This is a genomic window from Sphingomonas sp. PWP1-2 (assembly GCF_049898305.1).
GTDB lineage: Bacteria > Pseudomonadota > Alphaproteobacteria > Sphingomonadales > Sphingomonadaceae > Sphingomonas > Sphingomonas glacialis.
This window is the reverse complement of the sequence record NZ_JAFCXM010000006.1, coordinates 172,179-190,511: the sequence shown is the minus strand read 5'-3', so window position 1 is coordinate 190,511 and position 18,333 is coordinate 172,179. Positions and strand designations below refer to the sequence as shown.

The 18,333-nt window shown below is 67.3% G+C and carries 11 protein-coding genes; 10 read left to right on the top strand and 1 reads right to left on the bottom strand.

Annotated elements, in window-relative coordinates:
- Positions 1 to 7 precede the first annotated feature (7 nt).
- Positions 8 to 1,312: an oligogalacturonate lyase family protein gene (locus ACP7C5_RS15850; RefSeq protein WP_426264965.1), complete on the top strand. Its 1,305-nt coding sequence runs from the start codon at positions 8 to 10 to the stop codon at positions 1,310 to 1,312.
- Positions 1,313 to 1,353: 41 nt separating this feature from the next.
- On the opposite strand, the gene ACP7C5_RS15845 is transcribed toward ACP7C5_RS15850, so the two are convergent.
- On the bottom strand, positions 1,354 to 3,261 hold the full coding sequence (locus tag ACP7C5_RS15845) for a rhamnogalacturonan lyase (RefSeq protein ID WP_426264964.1): 1,908 nt from the start codon (positions 3,259 to 3,261) through the stop codon (positions 1,354 to 1,356).
- 312 nt (positions 3,262 to 3,573) lie between these two features.
- Between ACP7C5_RS15845 and ACP7C5_RS15840 the strand changes: the two genes are divergently transcribed.
- From ACP7C5_RS15840 to ACP7C5_RS15800, 9 genes are all read left to right on the top strand, one after another.
- Positions 3,574 to 6,834: a TonB-dependent receptor gene (locus ACP7C5_RS15840; RefSeq protein ID WP_426264963.1), complete on the top strand. Its 3,261-nt coding sequence runs from the start codon at positions 3,574 to 3,576 to the stop codon at positions 6,832 to 6,834.
- Between the two features lie 137 nt (positions 6,835 to 6,971).
- On the top strand, positions 6,972 to 7,775 hold the full coding sequence (locus tag ACP7C5_RS15835) for an IclR family transcriptional regulator (protein WP_133190658.1): 804 nt from the start codon (positions 6,972 to 6,974) through the stop codon (positions 7,773 to 7,775).
- 29 nt (positions 7,776 to 7,804) lie between these two features.
- Entirely contained in the window at positions 7,805 to 8,566 is a 762-nt protein-coding gene (locus tag ACP7C5_RS15830) for an SDR family NAD(P)-dependent oxidoreductase (RefSeq protein WP_426264962.1), read from the top strand.
- A 1-nt stretch (position 8,567) separates the two neighbouring features.
- Positions 8,568 to 10,073: a rhamnogalacturonidase gene (locus ACP7C5_RS15825; protein WP_426264961.1), complete on the top strand. Its 1,506-nt coding sequence runs from the start codon at positions 8,568 to 8,570 to the stop codon at positions 10,071 to 10,073.
- A gap of 86 nt (positions 10,074 to 10,159) precedes the next feature.
- A complete protein-coding gene (locus tag ACP7C5_RS15820; protein WP_426264960.1) occupies positions 10,160 to 10,474 on the top strand; it encodes an L-rhamnose mutarotase in 315 nt (104 codons plus the stop codon).
- A complete protein-coding gene (locus ACP7C5_RS15815) occupies positions 10,467 to 13,484 on the top strand; it encodes a beta-galactosidase (RefSeq protein WP_426264959.1) in 3,018 nt (1,005 codons plus the stop codon). Before ACP7C5_RS15820 ends, ACP7C5_RS15815 begins: the two co-directional genes overlap by 8 nt.
- Complete coding sequence (locus tag ACP7C5_RS15810) at positions 13,481 to 14,710, top strand: glycosyl hydrolase 53 family protein (protein WP_426264958.1); 1,230 nt, start codon at positions 13,481 to 13,483, stop codon at positions 14,708 to 14,710. The genes ACP7C5_RS15815 and ACP7C5_RS15810 overlap by 4 nt, the downstream gene beginning before the upstream one ends.
- Complete coding sequence (locus ACP7C5_RS15805) at positions 14,711 to 15,826, top strand: glycoside hydrolase family 88/105 protein (RefSeq protein ID WP_133190668.1); 1,116 nt, start codon at positions 14,711 to 14,713, stop codon at positions 15,824 to 15,826. It begins immediately after the preceding gene.
- Between the two features lie 116 nt (positions 15,827 to 15,942).
- Positions 15,943 to 18,330, top strand: coding sequence for a glycosyl hydrolase 115 family protein (locus ACP7C5_RS15800; RefSeq protein ID WP_426264957.1), 2,388 nt, complete (start codon positions 15,943 to 15,945; stop codon positions 18,328 to 18,330).
- The last annotated feature ends 3 nt before the right edge of the window (positions 18,331 to 18,333 follow it).

The window sequence follows — 18,333 nt, the reverse complement described above, 5'->3', positions numbered from 1 at the left end:
AATGACCATGCGTATCACCGTCGCGGCGCTCCTGCCGCTCGTCCTGCTCGCCGCGCCCGCCGCCGCGCAGACCGCCGACATGAAGAGCTGGGTCGATGCCAAGACCGGCCACAAGATCGTCCGCATCACCGATGCACCCGGCAACTACGCGCTATACTTCAACTACAACGCCTACACGCCCAACGGCGACACGATGCTCTTCTCGACCACCGAGGGCATCCAGGCGATGGACCTCAAGACGTGGACGCTGCGCACCGTGCTCAAGCGGCGCGGCGTCCGCTTGCTGTTCGCCGGCCACAAGACGCGCATCGCCTATTTCTCCGAGACCGACCGCAGCAAACCCGATGCACCGGTCACCATCTCGGCCGCCGACATCGATACGGGCGTGGTGCGCAAGATCGCCGAGGTGCCGCGCGGCAGCCAGATCGACACGATCAACGCCGACGAAACGCTGCTCGCCGGGCAGTTCACCACGCGCCCCGTCGAACTCCAGCCCGGCACCGCCGGTCGCGACCCGCGCACCGACCAGGCCGCCTATGCCGCCAACGGCCCCGACGGCAAGCCGCTACCCTATGCCGAGGCCAAGGAGGTGCGGCTCAACGATCGGCTCGAGGCGAAAATCCCGATGGAGATCTTCACGCTCGACGTGAAGACCGGCGCGCGCCGCACGATCGTCACCGCGACCGACTGGCTCAACCATTTGCAATTCTCGCCGACCGATCCGACGCTGCTGATGTATTGCCACGAAGGCCCGTGGCACAAGGTCGACCGCATCTGGACCGTCCACACCGACGGCAACCACAACACCAAGATCCACACGCGCACGATGAACATGGAGATTGCCGGCCACGAATTCTGGTCGCCCGACGGCAAGACGATCTGGTACGATCTGCAGACCCCGCGCGGCGAGGATTTCTGGCTCGCGGGCTATGACGTCGCCAGCGCCAAGCGCCGCTGGTTCCATCTCGAGCGCAACGAATGGTCGGTGCATTACAACGTCTCTGCCGACCAGACGCTGTTCTCGGGCGATGGCGGCGACCCCGAGATGGTCGCGCACGCGCCCGACGGCAAATATATGTACCTGTTCCGCCCGCGCGCGATCCCCGACGTTGCGGGCATCCATGCCGACAATGCCGGTGCACTGATCGCGCCGGGTACCTTCGCGACCGAGAAGCTCGTCGATCTCGCCAGGCAGGATTACAAGCTCGAGCCCAACGGGCGCTTCTCGCCCGATGGCCGCTGGCTGTTCTTCCGCGCCAATATCGAGGGCAAGGCGGCGATCTACGCCGTCGCGACGGACAAGGCGCGGTAGCGCGTCCGGCGGGCGTGACGCCGCGCCGGACGCTCCCCGGCTTACTCCGCCGTTTCGGACGCGGTCAGGCTGCCGGGGAAATAGCCGAGGTGCGGCGGCTGGTTATACGCCGTGTTCTGCCACGCCACCCCGGCGCGATAGACCGGATCCTGCTTCAGCGTGACCAGCCGGTGCGTGGTCGGATAGGGCGTGACGTAGATCCGCAATGCGCGATTGTCGGCGGTGCGCCACACCACTTCCTCGCGCCAGTCGCCCAATAGGTCGGCCTGCAGCGCCGGGGTTGCCTTGGTCCCGTTGTTCGACGCGAGCCCCTCGGGCGACAGCAGCGGGACGGCTGTGGCGGTCTTCCAGTCCCATTTGCTGATCGTCGTCTTGTCGAGCAGCTCCTGCAGCAGGTCGCCATCCCAATAGAGCGCGAAGTTGGTCTGGCGCGGTGCCGAGCCGATCGCATTGCCCTTCACGTCGAACAGGTCGCGACTGTTCGAGCCCCACAGTTCGGCACCGACATGCCGTGGGTCGATATCGGCGGCGAGCCCGCGACCGGTGTCGGTGTCGGCGGGCTTGGTCCACAGCACTTGCCCGGTCCGCGCGTCGAGCAGCGCCGAGCCGATCCCGCCATTGGTCTTCACCTGCTCGTGCACGCCCCATTTTTCGAGTCCCGGCCGCATCGGGTCGAGATCGGCGACGTGCATCGCATCGCCGTGGAACAGCGGATCGGTCCACAGCCCCTTGCCGTCATCGTCGAGCGCCATCGATCCGTAGATCACCTCGTCGCGCCCGTCGCCGTCGACATCGGCGATGCTGAGCTGGTGATTGCCGCGATCGGCATAGTCGCCATTGCCCGGTGCGGAGGAATCGAAGGTCCAGCGCTTGACCAGCTTGCCCGCGCGGAAATCCCAGGTGGCGACGACGGTGCGCGCATAATAGCCGCGGCCGAACACCATGCTCGGATGCTGCCCGTCGAGATAGGCGGTGCCCGCGAGGAAGCGGTCGGCGCGGTTGACATAGCCGTCGCCCCACGTGTCGCGCAGCTGCTCGAAGGTGGGGTTACCGCCGGGATAGCGCGGCGGATCATAGGGCTTGGTGTCGAGCGCGCGGCCGCTGCGGCCGTCGAACACGGTGAGATATTCGGGCCCCTTGAGGATCCGTCCGATCAGCGGCGCGACCTTGCTGCCGTCGGCAAGCACCTTCGCGCCGGTCCGGTCGGGCTGCGGCACTTCGCCGCCATGCTCGCGCCAGTCGGCCGTGGCGTCGCCGATCACCGTGCCGGTGCCGTCGACGGTCCCGTCGGCGGTCTTCATCGCGATCTCGGCGCGACCGTCGCCGTCATAGTCGGCGATCTGGAACTGCGTGTAATGCGCGCCCGCGCGGATGTTTTTGCCGAGGTCGATCCGCCACAGCCGCTTGCCCTCGAGCGTATAGGCATCGACGAACACGTCGCCGGTATAGCCCGCCTGGCTGTTGTCGTGGCTGTTGGTCGGATCCCATTTGAGCACGATCTCATAGCGGCCGTCACCGTCGAGATCGCCGACGCCGGCATCGTTGGCGGTGTAGCTGTACGCCTCGCCAGCGGGGGTCGTACCGCCCGGCGGCGGGGTCAGCGGGATCGACAGATAGCCGTTGGGCGCCATCAGGGCGGACCGCTTTTCAGGAGCGCCGTTCGCGACTGACAGCGTGTAGCGCGCGTCGGCACTCCCCTGCGGATCGACGAAAGCGGTGGCGTCGGTGACCGGGCGCGGCGTGATCTTGCGACCATCGCGATAGACGTCGAACGCGGTCGCGCGCGGATCGCTCGCCAGCAAACGCCAGCTCACCAGCCAGCCGCCACCCTTTGCTGGCGTCGCGACGAGCCCGCGATCGAGCGTCTCGATCGCACGCGGCGGCGGAGCCGCTGCTGCTGATGCCGCCACGGCACCGAGCGCGACGCTCGCCCAAAAGTAGCTGCGCATCCGGATCATCCTGTCTCTCCCGTGGCGACGGTCAGCCTCGCCATATCTCAACAATTATGATTGCATTTCACCAAATGGCAACATAGAACGGAACAGCGATCCACAATGTGGATGTTACAGAACGAAGTCGATGGCGCTGGCACGAACCGCGCTGCACTACGAGGGGGATGACGTGAAACGGCCAACGCATGCATGAACGCCGGTTCGATCCGCGCCGTCACGACAGCGCGCGGCATAGCTGAAGCAGAATCAGATCATAGCAGGACGTCCGAATGGTTCGAAAAGCCAGGACGCCCCAGGGGGAGGAATTTCATGACCATTATTCGTTCGGCACCGCGTCGGCAGCTTTTCCGCACGACCTCGGTCCTCGCATTGACGCTTGGCTGCGTCCTGCCCGCGATCGCCCAAGCACAGACTGCTCAGCCGCGGTCCACAACGCCCAACCCCGCGGTCCAGCCGCAGCCACAGACCGCGCCACAGAACGACCAGGCCATTGCGCCCTCTTCCGCCACGGTCGAGCCGGCCACGCGCGACCGCGCTTCGGGTGACGTGTCGCCGCCGGCCGAGTCGCAATCCGCGCAGGACGAGCCGCAGAACGCCGGACGCACCAGCCCCGACGTCGCGACCGCGCAGGACATCGTCGTCGTCGGCACCCGCGCTTCGCTCCAGTCGGCGATCAACCGCAAGCGCAACGCCGGCACGATCGTCGACTCGATCGTCGCCGACGACATTGCCAGCTTCCCAGACAAGAATGTCGGCGACTCGCTGTCGCATATCACCGGCGTCCAGCTCAGCCGCGATTTCGGCGAAGGGACGCAGGTGTCGATCCGCGGCGTCGAGCCCGATCTCAATCGCGTCGAGATCAACGGCGTCAGCCAGGTCTCGGCCGGCGGCAGCCGCGCCGGCGATTTCCGTGAACTCGCGACAGAACTCGTCAAGTCGATCGACGTCTTCAAGGGCTATGCCGCCGATTTGACCGAAGGCGGTCTTGGCGGCACCGTGCTGGTCGAAACGCGCAAGCCGCTTGAATTGAAGAAGGCGCTCGGCAGCGTCGTCGTGTCGGCGCAGCATCTCGAGACGACGCAGGACTGGCGTCCGCGTGGCACGCTCGTGCTCGGCACGCCGCGGTTCCTGATGGATGGTCTCGGCGTCCTGCTCAACGTCACCTATGACGACAAGTCGACGCGGCAGGACTACGCCAGCAACACCAACTATAACCGCCTTGCGGACTTCGACCATTCGGACAAGCCGACGGTCGCCAACGCCGCCTATTCGGCCTTTCCGACCTATGCGAGCTGCGGCAACGTCGGCACCACCTCGACCCAGACCTTCGCGACGCGGCGTGCGGCGTGCGAAAACCAGTTCTTCGACTGGGCGCCGACCGTGCCGCGCTACCGCAACCTCGTCCGCCGCGACAAGCGCCTGTCGGGCGACTTCACGGTACAATATGAGCTCGCGCACAATTTCCGCGCTTATGCCGAAGCGCAGATCAACAACCGCGACCAGCGGCTGTTCGACACCAATTACTCGCTCGATATGGGCCGGGTCCAACGCTACCAGCTCGACCCGGTGCTCGGCACCAGCTCGACCCAGCAGGTCAAGCTCGGCACCGCGACGATCAATCCCGACCATGTCGTAACGGGCTACACCACCGCGCTCAATTCGGTCGCGGTCAGCAGCACGGTCACCAGCGGCTCGAGCAATATCCTCGGCGTGCAGCGGCGCGATTTCCAGTACGACCAGAAGTCGCAATATTTCCAGGGCGGCTTCGACTGGAATCTCGATCGTTTCAAGGTCAAGGGCATGGTGTCCTATGCCAAGGCCAAGACGGTCGGCGAAACCAATCTGATCTCGATCAACACCGGCATCTCCGGCGTGAACGTCGATACGTCGAACGCGCTCGGCATCCCGGTGTTCACCTATCCGAGCAGCGTCAATCCGGCCGACCCGGGCATCTACACCGATCTCACGCGTCCCGGTAACGTCGCGCAATCGGGGCCGACGGTGCAGTATCGTCCGACGCAGACCTCGAACAGCGAGAAGCAAGCCAAGCTCGACGTCGATTGGGAGGTCGATTTCGGGCCGCTCAAGACCATCGAATATGGCGGCCAATATCGCGACCAGGACTATGTGTCGTACAATGGCGGCGGCTCGCGCTTGCTGACCGCGGTCGGTGTGACGCCGCAAGTCTATCAGGACACCGCGAACGTCTCCTATTCGACCAACATCGTCTCGGCGGTCACCGCGCGCACGACGAAGACGGGCAACGGCACCTACACCAACCAGCTGACACAGGCCGAATACGCGTCGCTCATCAACGCGCTCGGCGTCACCAGCGGCGGCGCGCCGCTGTTCACCGGGCTGCGCGGCGCCCCCGGCGGGATTCCCGACCGGATCGCCTTTGCCAATTTCAATGCCGGCGAGATTTCCAAATATTACGATCTGTCGGGGTTCGACCAGGATCTGACGCTTGCCGCCAATGGCCTGCCGCAGATCCCGTCCTACACGATCAACGAGAAGATCGCCGCGGGCTATCTCAAGGGCAATTTCGAAACGCGCGTGTTCGGCATGCGGCTGACCGGGAACGCCGGCGTACGCTATACCTACACGCGCGACGACGGCACCGGCGTCAACATCAGCCGCGTGACGCGCTTCACGCCGACCGGTGCGGTCGAGACGGTGGTGCTCAAGGCGCAGCAATCGACGCTCAAGAACAGCTATGGCGACGTGCTGCCTGCGTTCAACGCGGCGCTCGAATTCACGCCGAACCTGGTGCTGCGGGCGAACTGGGCAAAGAACCTCGCGCGCCCCAAGCCGACCGATCTGGTCGCGACGATCACCTGCACCGATGACGCCACCGTCGCCGCAGCCGATGACACCTGCACCGCGGGCAACCCCGATCTGGTGCCGTACCGCGCCGATCAGTGGGAGCTCAACATGGCCTGGTATCCGAACCGGGATACGCTCGTCAGTGTCGGCTATTACAAGAAGTACGAGAGCAGCTTCGTCGTGCCGAACGTCACCCGCTCGGGCGTCGATCTGTTCAAGGACGGCGTCCTCTATACCGTGCGCCAGCCCATCAACGGGTTCGGCGCCTTGCTCGACGGCATCGAAGGCAGCGCGCAGACCGCATTCACCTTCTTGCCAAAGCCGTTCGATGGCTTCGGCGCGTCGGCCAACGTCACCTTCGCGCGGGCGATCCGCACCAACCTGACCAACTCGGCGACCGGTCAGCCGCTGCTCGAATATCCCGGCCTGTCGAAGTGGACCTACAACGCCAGCATTTTCTACGACAAGGGCTTCCTCAATGCGCGGCTGAGCTACAATTATCGCTCCGACTGGCTGGTGACGGCGGCGGATTCGAACAACGGCAATTTGCCGATCTACCGCCAGGGCGAAGGCTATCTCGACGGGAAGATCACGCTGCGCTTCCCGAAATATCACACCAGCCTGTTCGTCGAGATGCAGAACATCAACAAGGCGTACTCGCGCTCCTTCGTGAAGGGGATCGGCACGTCGGAAGCCTATTACGCTGGCCAGCGGCTGTTCGCCGGCCTTCAGCTCAAGTTCTAGCGCTTGCGCGAAGCACCTTCCCTCCCCCCCTGCGGCTGGCTATCCTAACGGATGGCCAGCCGGTTTTTCCCGGGGGCGCTGGACCGACACTGGCTGGTCGATTGCCAACATACGGCGCGACATTCTAAGGGATGGACATGAACGCCCCCATCATCGACACCGAAATGCCCGAAACCGCAGGGCCAGCCGTCGGCGCCGGCAGCCAGACGCTGATGCGGGGGCTCGACCTGATCGAAGCGGTGAGCCACGAAGTGCTCACGCTGAGCGAACTCGCGGTCAAGCTCGACCTTACCAAGAGCACGACGCACCGCTTGCTGTCGGCGCTGGTCGATCGTGGCTACCTCGCCTTCACCCCGCGCGCGGGTTATCGCCTCGGGCCGAAACTGCTGCTGCTCGGTACGCTCGCGCAAGCGCAGGCAGATCTCGTCCAGGTCGCGCGGCCGTATCTCGAGGATCTTTCCGCCGCGACCGAGGATACGGTCCATCTCGGCATCCTCGATGGTGACTCGGCGCTGTATCTCGACAAGGTGCCCGGACGCCGGCGCATCACCATCTCGAGCCGGATCGGCGATCGCCAGCGGCTGACCTCGACCGGCCTCGGCAAGGCGCTGATCATCGATCACACGCCCGCTTACTGGCGCGAGCGTTTCGCCGCCGACCAGGCCGACGGCGCACCGCATGTCGACCCCGCTTTGTGGTTCGAGCGCATGTCCGGCTATGCCAGCCGCGGTCGCGCGTTCGATCTCGAGGAGAATGAGGATCAAGTGCGCTGCGTCGCCGCGCCGATCCGCGATGCCGGCAAGCGCATCGTCGGCGCGATCAGCGTGTCGAGCGCCGCGCAATATATGAGCGACGACCGCATGACCACGCTCACCGACGACGTCTGCGCGGTGGCGCTGGCGATCAGCCGCGAACTCGGCTTCGACCCCGCCGACGCCTGACCCTTCCTTCGTATCCCCAGGAGACCCGCATGTTACTCGCAGGCAAGACGGTGCTCGTCACCGGTGCATCGGCCGGCATTGGCCGCGCAGTGGCGATCGGCTGTGCGCGGCACGGCGCCGACGTCGCGCTCAACTTCGCGCGCGACGTGGCGGGTGCCGAAAGCGCCGTCGCCGAGATCGAGGCGCTCGGCCGCAAGGGCGTGGCGATCCAGGGCGACGTCGCCGATCCCAAGACCGCGACCGACTTCGTCACCAAGGCGGTCGCCGCGCTCGGGCGCGTTGACGTGTTCGTCAACAATGCCGGCATCTGCCCGTTCCACGCCTTTCTCGACATGCCGGTCGAGACTTTCGAGCGGACGATGCAGGTCAATCTGCACGGCGCCTATTTCATGGTGCAGGCTGCCGCCAACCAGATGGTCAAGCAAGGCGATGGCGGCTCGATCATCGCGATGTCGTCGATCTCGGCGCTGGTCGGTGGCGAGTATCAGACGCATTACACGCCGACCAAGGCGGGGCTCCACTCGCTGATGCAGTCGGTCGCGATCGCGCTCGGCAAGCACAAGATCCGCTGCAATTCGCTCTTTCCCGGCACGATCCTCACCGACATCAACAAGGACGATCTCGCCGACACCAAGAAGCGCGATTACATGGAGAGCCGCATCCCGCTCGGCCGGTTGGGCCAGCCCGACGATCTCGTCGGGCCGACGGTGTTCCTCGCATCCGACCTCGCGCAATATGTGACCGGCGCCTCGCTGCTGGTCGACGGCGGCGCCTACGTGAATTTGCAGTGAGATGAACTGGACGCGGCGCGACCTAGCCCTGGGGCTGATGGCGGCCGCGCTCCCCTTCCCGGCGCATGCCGCGCGCCTATTCGACGTGCGGCGCTTCGGCGCGCGCGGCGACGGGCGGACGCTCGACACCGCTGCCTTCAACGCCGCGATCGCCGCGGCGGCGGGCGGCGGAACCGTGATCGTCCCGCCGGGGCGCTATCTCTGCTTCTCGATCCGGCTGAAGAGCAAGGTCACGCTCCAGCTCGCTAAGGGCGCGATCATCGAGGCGGCGGATCCCGCACGGCACTCCGGCAGCTATGACCTGCCCGAGTCCGGGGTCGAACAGCTCTACCAGGATTTCGGCCATAGCCACTGGCACAACAGCTTGCTCTGGGGCGACGATGTCGTCGAAGTGGCGATCACCGGCCCCGGGCTGATCGACGGCGCCGGGCTTACTCGAAACGGCCCGGGCGCGCGCTGGAAGGCGCAGACCGGCGAGCGCCCGCTGTCGATGCAGGGCATGAGCCAGCGCCAGATCGACCAGCTTGAACCCGCCACCGCGGCGATGAACGGCCAGGGCAACAAGGCGATCGCGCTCAAGAACGGTCGCGACATCGTGCTGTCGGGGTTCACGATGCGCCAGTGCGGCCATTTCGCGATCCTCGCCACCGGCACGCGCCATCTGGCGATCCCCGACCTGACGATCGACACCGATCGCGACGGCATCGACCTCGATTGCGTGCGCGACGTCGTGGTCGAGCGCTGCCGCGTCAACACGCCCAATGACGACGCGATCGTGGTCAAGAGCAGCTATGCGCTCGGCCACGCCGTGGCGGCCGAAAACATCGTCATCCGCCACTGCGCCGTCTCGGGCTTCGATCTCGGCACGCTGCTCGACGGCACGCGCCGCACCACGCAGGCGTTCGCGCCCGATCGCGACCGCGTCACCGGGCGGATCAAGCTCGGGACCGAGAGCAATGGCGGCTATCGCAACGTTCTAATCGAGGATTGCAGCTTCACGCATTGCCGCGGCCTCGCGCTCGAGACGGTCGACGGCGGGGTGATGGAGCAGATCGTCGCGCGCCGCCTGACGATGACCGACGTCACCACCGCGCCGCTGTTCCTGCGGCTCGGCGATCGGCGGCGCGGGCCTGCCGGCACCGGCATCGGCGCGATCCGCGACGTGACGATCGAGGACGTCACCGCGACCGGGATCGACCATCGCTATCCGGCGGCGCTCGCCGGCTTGCCCGGCCATCCGATCGAGCACGTCACGCTGCGCAACATCGCGCTCACCTATCGCGGCGGCGGCACCCCCGCGGACGCCGCGCGCCGCCCGGAGGAACACGCCTCCGCGTATCCCGAACCGAGCATGTTCGGGACCTTGCCCGCCTGGGGCCTGTGGCTGCGCCATGCGCGCGACATCACCATCGACGGCATGCGGCTAGCGACCGCCACGCCCGACGCCCGGCCGCGCTTCCTCGCCGACGATGTCGACCGCGTGAGCGTACACGACAGCCCGCTCTGACGCGCTTTGGGTTTGACCTTCCCCGCATTCGACGGTACCAAATACTACAAATCGGTGCCATATAATGGCCTGAGAGGGAGAAGGCTGTGTCGATCCATGCGTTCAAGATGCAGCTGAAGCCCGGCGTTCTCGACGAATATCGCAAGCGCCATGACGAGATCTGGCCCGAGCTCTCCGCGCTGCTGACCGAGAGCGGCATCTACGATTATTCGATCTTCCTCGACGAGCAGACGCTGAGCCTGTTCGCCGTCCTGCGCGTCCGTGCGGACAGCAATCGCGATGCGCTGCCCGACCATCCGGTGATGAAGCGCTGGTGGGATTACATGGCGCCGCTGATGGAGGTCGAACCCGACAATCGCCCCAAGGAATGGGCATTGCCGCTGATCTTCCACCATGCGTAAGCTTCCCGCGCGCTCGATCGCCGCGCTCGCCATCGCGCTTGCCGCCCCCGCCGGCGCGCAAGTCGCGCGCCCGACGCAGAACCTGCAAGCCCCGGTCAAGACCTTTGGCCGCGTCAGCTACGACGCGCGCTCGCTGATGATCGACGGCCAACGCCGCATCATCTGGTCGAGCGAATTCCACCCATTCCGCCTGCCCTCGCCCGATCTGTGGCGCGACGTGCTGCAGAAAATGAAGGCGAGCGGCTTCAACACCGTCGCGCTCTATTTCGACTGGGGCTATCACTCGCCCAAGCAGGGCGTGTACGATTTCAGCGGCATCCGCGACATGGATCGCGTGCTCGACATGGCGGCGGAGGAAGGCCTCTACGTCATCACCCGCGCCGGGCCGTACGTGAACGCCGAACTGTCGCGCGGCGGCTTCCCCGGCTGGCTGGTCAACCAGAAGGCGCGCGCCCGCACCGACGATCCCGCCTATCTCGCCGCGGCCGATGAATGGCTGACGCGGATCAACGCGATCGTCGCGCGGCACCAGATCAACGGCGACGGCAAGGGCCATAGCGGCACCGTCATCCTCCACCAGATCGAGAACGAACTGGCGCTGACCACCCCGGCGCAGCGCCGCTACATGGACCATCTCGCCGCCAAGGCGCGCGCCGACGGCATCACCGTGCCGCTGTTCCACAACGACCAGGGCCGCAACGGCTATTGGGTGCCCGAAACGTCGAAGGTCGAAAACGTCGTCCACGGCCCGAATGATCTGTATGCGTTCGACGGCTATCCCGGCGGCACCTGCACCGTCGCAGGCAAGCCGACGCGCAGTTCGGCGGCGCCCGATTGGGGCTATTACGGCCCGGGCGGCGCCAAGGGCGGCGCGTCCGCCTCGCCCGACACCCCCGCCTTCCTCGCCGAGTTCGGCGGCGGCTGGTTCGATTATTGGGGGTCGAACGGCGGCTATGACTGCAACGCGATCCAGCGCGGCAAGCGCTTCCAGCGCGTGTTCTACGGCACCAACCTCGCCAACGGCATCGACATCCAGAGCTTCTACATGGGCTATGGCGGCACCAGCTGGGGCTGGCTGCCAGCGCCGGTCGTGTTCACCAGCTACGATTACGGCTCGGCAATCTCCGAAGCGCGCGAGCTGCGCGAAAAGGCCGGGGAGATGAAGCAGCTCGGCGGGATGATCGCCGCGGTGCCCGATCTCGCCGGCATGGTCCCGGCCGGCGCGGTGACGGTCTCGTCGCCCAATGTGCAAGTCTATCACGACCGCAACCCGCAGACCGACGCGCGCTTCCTGATGGTCACGCACAAGCCGTCGAACGGCCAAAGCGACGACAGCTTCACCGTCCCCGCGAACCTGCCCGACGGCGCGTACAGCTTTCCGATGCGGCTCAACGGCTTTGACGCCAAGTGGCTGCTTGCTGGGGTGACGCTCGGCGGCCAGCGGCTCGTCTATTCGACTTCCGAATTGCAGGCGACCCTGACCGCCGATGGCCGCGACCTGCTGCTGCTCTACGGCCGCGCGGGCGAAGCGAACGAGACCGTGCTGCGCTACGCGTCGGCGCCCAAGGTGGAGGTGCTCGAGGGCGCAGCCACCAGCGCGTTCGATGCCGCCAAGGGCGATCTCAAGCTGAGCTACACGCTGGCTGGGCGGACCGTAGTGCGGATCACCGGCGGCGGCCGACCGCCGCTGACGCTGCTGCTCGCCGACGAGGCCGAGGGCGTGCGCTACTGGCGCCGCGACACCGCCGCCGGCCCGGTGCTCGTCCGTGGGCCCGCGCTCGTCCGCCGCGCCGATGCGACCGGCGCGATGCTCGCGCTGACCGGCGACACGAAGGAGGCCACGCCGCTCGAACTGTGGACGCCCGGACGGCTCACCTCGGTGCGCTGGAACGGCGTCGCGGTGCCGCTCAAGACCAGCGCGATCGGCAGCCGTCGCGCGCTCCGCCCGCTTGCAGGCCCGACACCCGTCACCCTCCCCGTCCTCACCAATTGGCGTGTCGCCGCCGGGACGGCAGAGGCGCGCCCCGATTTCGACGATAGCGGCTGGCAGGCGATCGACCGGCGCGGGTCGGCGACGACCACCGCCAAGCCCGACGGCGAGCCGACGCTGGTGATGGACGCTTACGGCTTCCACGACGGCGATGTCTGGTATCGCGGCCGCTTCAGCGGCACGCCCGACGCCAAGCAGCTGGCTCTGTTCTACGGCGGCGGCGGCGCTGGCATGGTGCAGGTGTTCCTCGACGGGAAGCTGGTCGGCCAGGACGAACTTCCCGGCGGCCTGCCGCGCCCGATCACCACTGCGGCGCCGCGCTTCGACCTCCCCGCCGCCGCGCAGGCGCCCGGCGCGCATGTGCTGGCGATCATGGTCCGCAACAACGGGCACAATTGGGACTTGGATTCCGACGACTTCCACAAGGAAGCGCGCGGGCTCGTCTCGGCCTCGCTCGAGGCGCCGGGCGGGCGCAGCTTCGCCGTGCCGATCACGTGGAAGATCCAGGGCAAGCAAGGCGGCGAGGATCTGCCCGATCGCGCGCGCGGCGCCGCCAACAATGGCGGCCAATATGGCGAGCGGATGGGCTGGCATCTGCCCGGCTTCGACGACGCGCGCTGGACCACGGCGACGCTGCCCGCCGCCACGACGACCGCCGGCACCACCTGGTATCGCACGCGCTTCACGCTCGACCTGCCCAAGGCGCAGGATACCACCGTTGCGGTGACGTTCGGCGACACCACCACGCCGCGCTCGGTCGCGCGCTATCGTGCGCTGCTGTTCGTCAACGGCTGGAACATGGGCCAGTTCATCGCGCATGTCGGCCCGCAGCGCGTCTTCCCGATCCCCGAGGGCATCCTCAACCACCACGGCGCCAACACGATCGCACTTGCCGTCACGTCGGATGGCGCGGCGGGCAATGCGCTCGAACAGGTCAAGCTCGTCACGCTGCGCAGCGTGAAGGGCGGCGTGCCCGTCCAGATGGTCGCCGCGCCCAGCCGCCCGGACCAACTCCGATGAGCGACGCGCTTGTCACCCGCCGCGGCTTCGGCGGCATCGCCGGTGCAGCGGCGCTCGCAGCGATGACGCGCCCCGCCTTCGCTGCCGGAGCGGCGCGGCCGTGGCCGTATCTGATCGGCGCCGACGTCTCGTGGATCCCCGAGGACGAGGCGGTCGGCGCGACCTATTGGCAGGATGGCCGGCAACGCGATCCGCTCGCGATCCTCGCCGACGCCGGGTTCAATGCGGTCAAGCTGCGCACCTTCGTCGATCCCGCCAACGGCTATAGCAAGCGCAAGCCCGGCGGTCCGTGGTGCGACCTTGAGCAAACGCTGGCGTTCGGCCGTCGCATCAAGGCCGCCGGCTTCCATTTCTCGCTGACGCTGCACTATTCGGACGACTGGGCCGATCCGCAGAAGCAGACGAAACCCGCCGCCTGGGCCGACCTGCCGTTTCCCCGGCTGGTCGAGCGCGTCGGTGGCTATACCGCCGACACGATCGCCGCGCTCGTCCGCGGCGGGGCCGCGCCCGACATGGTGGTGATCGGCAACGAGACCACCTTCGGCATGCTCTGGCCCGATGGCCGCGTGCCGCTGACCATCCCGACCGGCAACCCGCAGACCGATGGTGTCCACCTCAACGTGGCCGGCGCGGGCGGCTATGACCAGTTCGCCGCGCTGCTCACGGCCGGTATCGCCGGCGCGCGCGCTGCGGCGCCGCGCGCCAAGGTGGTGCTGCACAACCATCTCGGCCGCCACTGGCCGATCACGCAATATTGGACGGACAACTTGCTCCAGCGCGGCGTCCGCCCCGATGCCATCGGCTTCTCCTGCTACCAGCAGGCGGCGCAGGGCGACTGGCAGCATACGTTCGCCGAATTCGCCAAGGCCTATCCCGATCTTGGCTTCCTCGCGATGGAATATTCCGCGCGCAAACGCTATCTCAACGATCTCGTCCATGCCGAACCGCACGGCTGGGGCAGCTATATCTGGGAGCCGACGCGCCACCAGGAGGCGATCTTCCGCCACGACGGCAAGCCCGCCGGCGAAGGCGCCCGCCCCGATCTGCTCAGCCAGGGCATCAACGCCGCGGAAGCCCCCGGCGCCGCGCCCGGCGTGCCGACCCAGACGCCGCCCGACGGCCATCAGGGCCGGTACGACATCGATCCCCAGTTCCGCACCCTCTATCGCACCATGGCGCACGATTACGGTCTGAAGCCCGTGCGCCTTCCTACCAGGAGAAGTTAATTGGCCGCCCTTACCCACGACGTGCCGCGTGCAGACGTGACCGCCGCGATCGCCCGACTGATGGACAATCTCGTCAACATCACGGACGAGACCGGCGAGTTCCTGCTCCATCTCGAAGACGGGCGCATCATCGACACCAAGGGCTGGGCCGGCTGGGAATGGACCCATGGCGTCGGCCTGTTCGGGATGTGGCGCTATTACGAGCAGACCGGCGATAGCACGGCACTGGCGATCATCAAGCAATGGTTCGAGGATCGCTTCGTCGAGGGCACGCCGACCAAGAACATCAACACGATGGCGCCGTTCATCACGCTCGCCTATTTGTACGAGCTCGAACGCGACCCGCGCTACATCCCCTATCTCGACACCTGGGCCGAATGGCTGATGGCGCCCGACGGCCTGCCCAAGACCGAGGAAGGCGGCTTCCAGCACATCGTCTACAATGACGAGAATCCCGGCGAGATGTGGGACGACACGCTGATGATGTCGGTGCTGCCGCTCGCCAAGATCGGCCTGCTGCTGAACCGTCCGCACTATGTCGAGGAAGCCAAGCGCCAATTCCTCGTCCACATCAAATATCTCTTCGATAAAAAGACCGGGCTGTGGTTCCACGGCTGGGACTTCAACGGCCGGCACAATTTCGCCGAGGCGCTGTGGGCGCGCGGCAATTGCTGGGTGACGATCGCGATCCCCGAGATCATCGAGATCCTCGATCTGCCGCAGGGCGACGCGCTGCGCACCTTCCTGATCGACACGCTCGCGGCACAAGTGAAGACGCTCGCCGAGACGCAGGACCCCGCGACGGGCCTGTGGCACACGCTGATCGTCGATCCGACCAGCTATCTCGAGGCGTCGGCGACGGCGGGCTTTGCGTACGGCATCCTCAAGGGCGTGCGGAAGGGCTATTTGCCGCGGCACTATGAGGCGGTCGGCATCAAGGCGGTGCAGGGCGTGCTCGCCAATATCGACGCAGCGGGCGAGCTCAAGCAGGTGTCGTTCGGCACGGCGATGGGCGACACGCAGCAATTCTACAAGGACATCGCGCTGACCTCGATGCCCTATGGGCAGAGCCTGGCGATGATCGCGCTCGGCGAGTTCCTGCGTACCTATATCTAATGCAGCGGGCGGCGCTTCCCGGCTTCCACCGCGTAGCGTCGCGTTGGGCCGCCTGGCGCCGTCCGGCCGGCGCGCTCGCGCTCCTTCTGGCGCTTTGCGGCGCGGCCCGACCGGCGGTGGCGGAGACGCTGGTCGCGTTCGATGCCGGGCCGGGCGTCGTGCTGGCGGATGCGCGCGGCGTCGCGCGCGTGGTGACCGACCCGCGCGACCATGCGGTGGTAAGGATCGCCGCCGCCGACCTCTCTGCCGATCTCGCCCGCGTGTCGGGCACGGCGACCGGTAACGGTACGCAGATCTGGCTCGGCACGCTCGGTCGCAGCGCCGCGATCGACGGCCTCGCGCGGCGCGGCTTGCTTGACGTAAGCAAATTGCGCGGCGCGTGGGAGAGCTTCGTGATCGCCACGATCGATCGCCCCGCCCCCGGTGTCGCCTCGGCGCTGGTGATCGTCGGCAGCGACCGCCGCGGCACCGCATTCGGCGCCTACGAACTGTCGCGCGCGATCGGCGTGTCGCCGTGGCATTGGTGGGCGGACGTCACGCCCGAACACCATGCGCTGTTGCGCGCGCCCGCAGGCGTCGCGCGCTTCGGTCCGCCCTCGGTCAAGTATCGCGGCGTTTTCCTCAACGACGAGGATTGGGGGCTGCAACCCTGGGCCGCGCACACCTTCGAGCCCGCGGCGGGCACGATCGGCCCAAAGACTTACGCCAAGCTGTTCGAATTGATGCTGCGGCTCAAGGCCAACCTCGTCTGGCCGGCGATGCACAAGGTGACGCGCCCGTTCAATGCCGACCCCGGCAATGCAGCGCTCGCCGATCGCTACGCCATCGTCATGGGCTCGAGCCATGCCGAGCCGATGCTGCGCAACAATGTCGGCGAATGGACCGCGCCGGCGGAGCGCTTCAATTACGCCACCAACGCTGCCGGTGTCGCGCGCTACTGGCGCGAGCGGGTGGCGACCAACGCGCGCTACGAGAGCGTCTGGACGCTCGGGATGCGCGGCATCCACGACAGCGGGATGGTCGGCCCGAGCGACGATGCCGGACGCCGCGCGCTGCTCGAGCGCATCTTCGCCGACCAGCGCGCGATGCTGCCGAAGGACGCGCCGCAGGTGTTCACCCCGTATAAGGAAGTGCTCGACGTCTATCGCAGCGGGCTGAAGGTGCCGCGCGACGTCACGCTGCTGTGGCCCGACGACAATTTTGGCTATATCCGCCACCTGCCCGACACCGCCGAACGCCAGCGGCCCGGCGGATCGGGCGTCTATTACCACCTCTCCTATCTCGGCGCGCCGCTGTCGTATCTGTGGCTGTCGACCACCCCGCCCGCGCTGATCCGCGAGGAACTGGGCCGCGCCTGGGATGCCGGCGCGCGGCAGATGTGGGTCGCCAATGTCGGCGATCTCAAGCCGGGCGAGCTTGCCGCCGACTATTTCCTGCGACTGGCGTGGGACGTTCCGGCGACGCGCGCGCAGCCGGTCGACGCCGTCGTGCGCGAGTGGGCGGCCGGCACGCTCGGCGCCGATGTCGCGGCGGACGCCAGGACGATCCTTGCCGAGCATCACCGCCTCAACTTCGTGCGGCGGCCCGAACATCTGCAATGGTGGCTGCCGGGCGAGCTGTCGCGCCCCAGCCCGCTTTCGCCGCGCGAGATCGCCACCCGCCTCGCCGCGTTCGACACGCTCGCCGCCCGTGTCCGCGCGCTGGCGCCGCGCATCGCTGCCGACCGCCGGGATGCGTTCTTCGAGCTGGTCGACTATCCCGTCACCGCCGCCGCGCTCGCCAATATTCGGCTGTTCGATGCCGAAGCCTATGATCGCCTACACGACAGCGATCCGGCAGCCGCGGCGCAAGCAGGCGCCCGCGCGCGGGCCGCCGATGCCGAGCTCACGCGACTGACGCGCCGCTACAATGAGACGATCGCCGGCGGCAAATGGCGCGGGATGCTCGCGATGGAGCCGGCCGATGGCCAATGGCGGCGCTATCGCTCGACCCCGCCGATCCTGCCCGCCGCTGCGCTCCTCCCGGCGGAGACGGTAGCCCGACCGCAAGTTGCCGCCGCGGCCACCACACCCGTCGTGGAAGCCGAAGCCGCCGAGGGCGCGCGCACCGGTTGGCGCGTGATCGACGGGCTCGGCCGCAACGGGGCCGCGGTCGGCGCGGCACTGCCGGCGCAGCTGTCCTATACGGTCGACCTGCCGCCCGGCCGCTGGCGCCTCGTCGCCGAGCTCCTGCCGACCTACGCGACGCACGACGGCGATCCGCTGCGCCTGACGCTCGCGCTCGACGATGCCGCGCCCGTCACGCTCGCCGCACCGCGCGTCACCGGCGATGCCGCCTGGGCGCGCGCGGTACTCGACAATCGGATCGAGCTCGCGCTGCCGACCGCGCTCGGGGCCGGCCGCCATCGCTTCACCGTCGGCCTCGCCGATCCCGCGCTGATCCTCGATCGCTTCCGCTTCGATCCGCTTCCCGCCAGCTTGCCGCCCGCCGGCGCAAAGGACTGACCG

Coding starts and splice junctions, on each gene's coding strand:
- ACP7C5_RS15835 (WP_133190658.1), top strand. CDS start 6,972: ATGAACGCCCCCATCATCGACACCGAAATGCCCGAAACCGCAGGGCCA.
- ACP7C5_RS15845 (WP_426264964.1), bottom strand. CDS start 3,261: ATGCGCAGCTACTTTTGGGCGAGCGTCGCGCTCGGTGCCGTGGCGGCA.
- ACP7C5_RS15825 (WP_426264961.1), top strand. CDS start 8,568: ATGAACTGGACGCGGCGCGACCTAGCCCTGGGGCTGATGGCGGCCGCG.
- ACP7C5_RS15850 (WP_426264965.1), top strand. CDS start 8: ATGCGTATCACCGTCGCGGCGCTCCTGCCGCTCGTCCTGCTCGCCGCG.
- ACP7C5_RS15840 (WP_426264963.1), top strand. CDS start 3,574: ATGACCATTATTCGTTCGGCACCGCGTCGGCAGCTTTTCCGCACGACC.
- ACP7C5_RS15810 (WP_426264958.1), top strand. CDS start 13,481: ATGAGCGACGCGCTTGTCACCCGCCGCGGCTTCGGCGGCATCGCCGGT.
- ACP7C5_RS15830 (WP_426264962.1), top strand. CDS start 7,805: ATGTTACTCGCAGGCAAGACGGTGCTCGTCACCGGTGCATCGGCCGGC.
- ACP7C5_RS15815 (WP_426264959.1), top strand. CDS start 10,467: ATGCGTAAGCTTCCCGCGCGCTCGATCGCCGCGCTCGCCATCGCGCTT.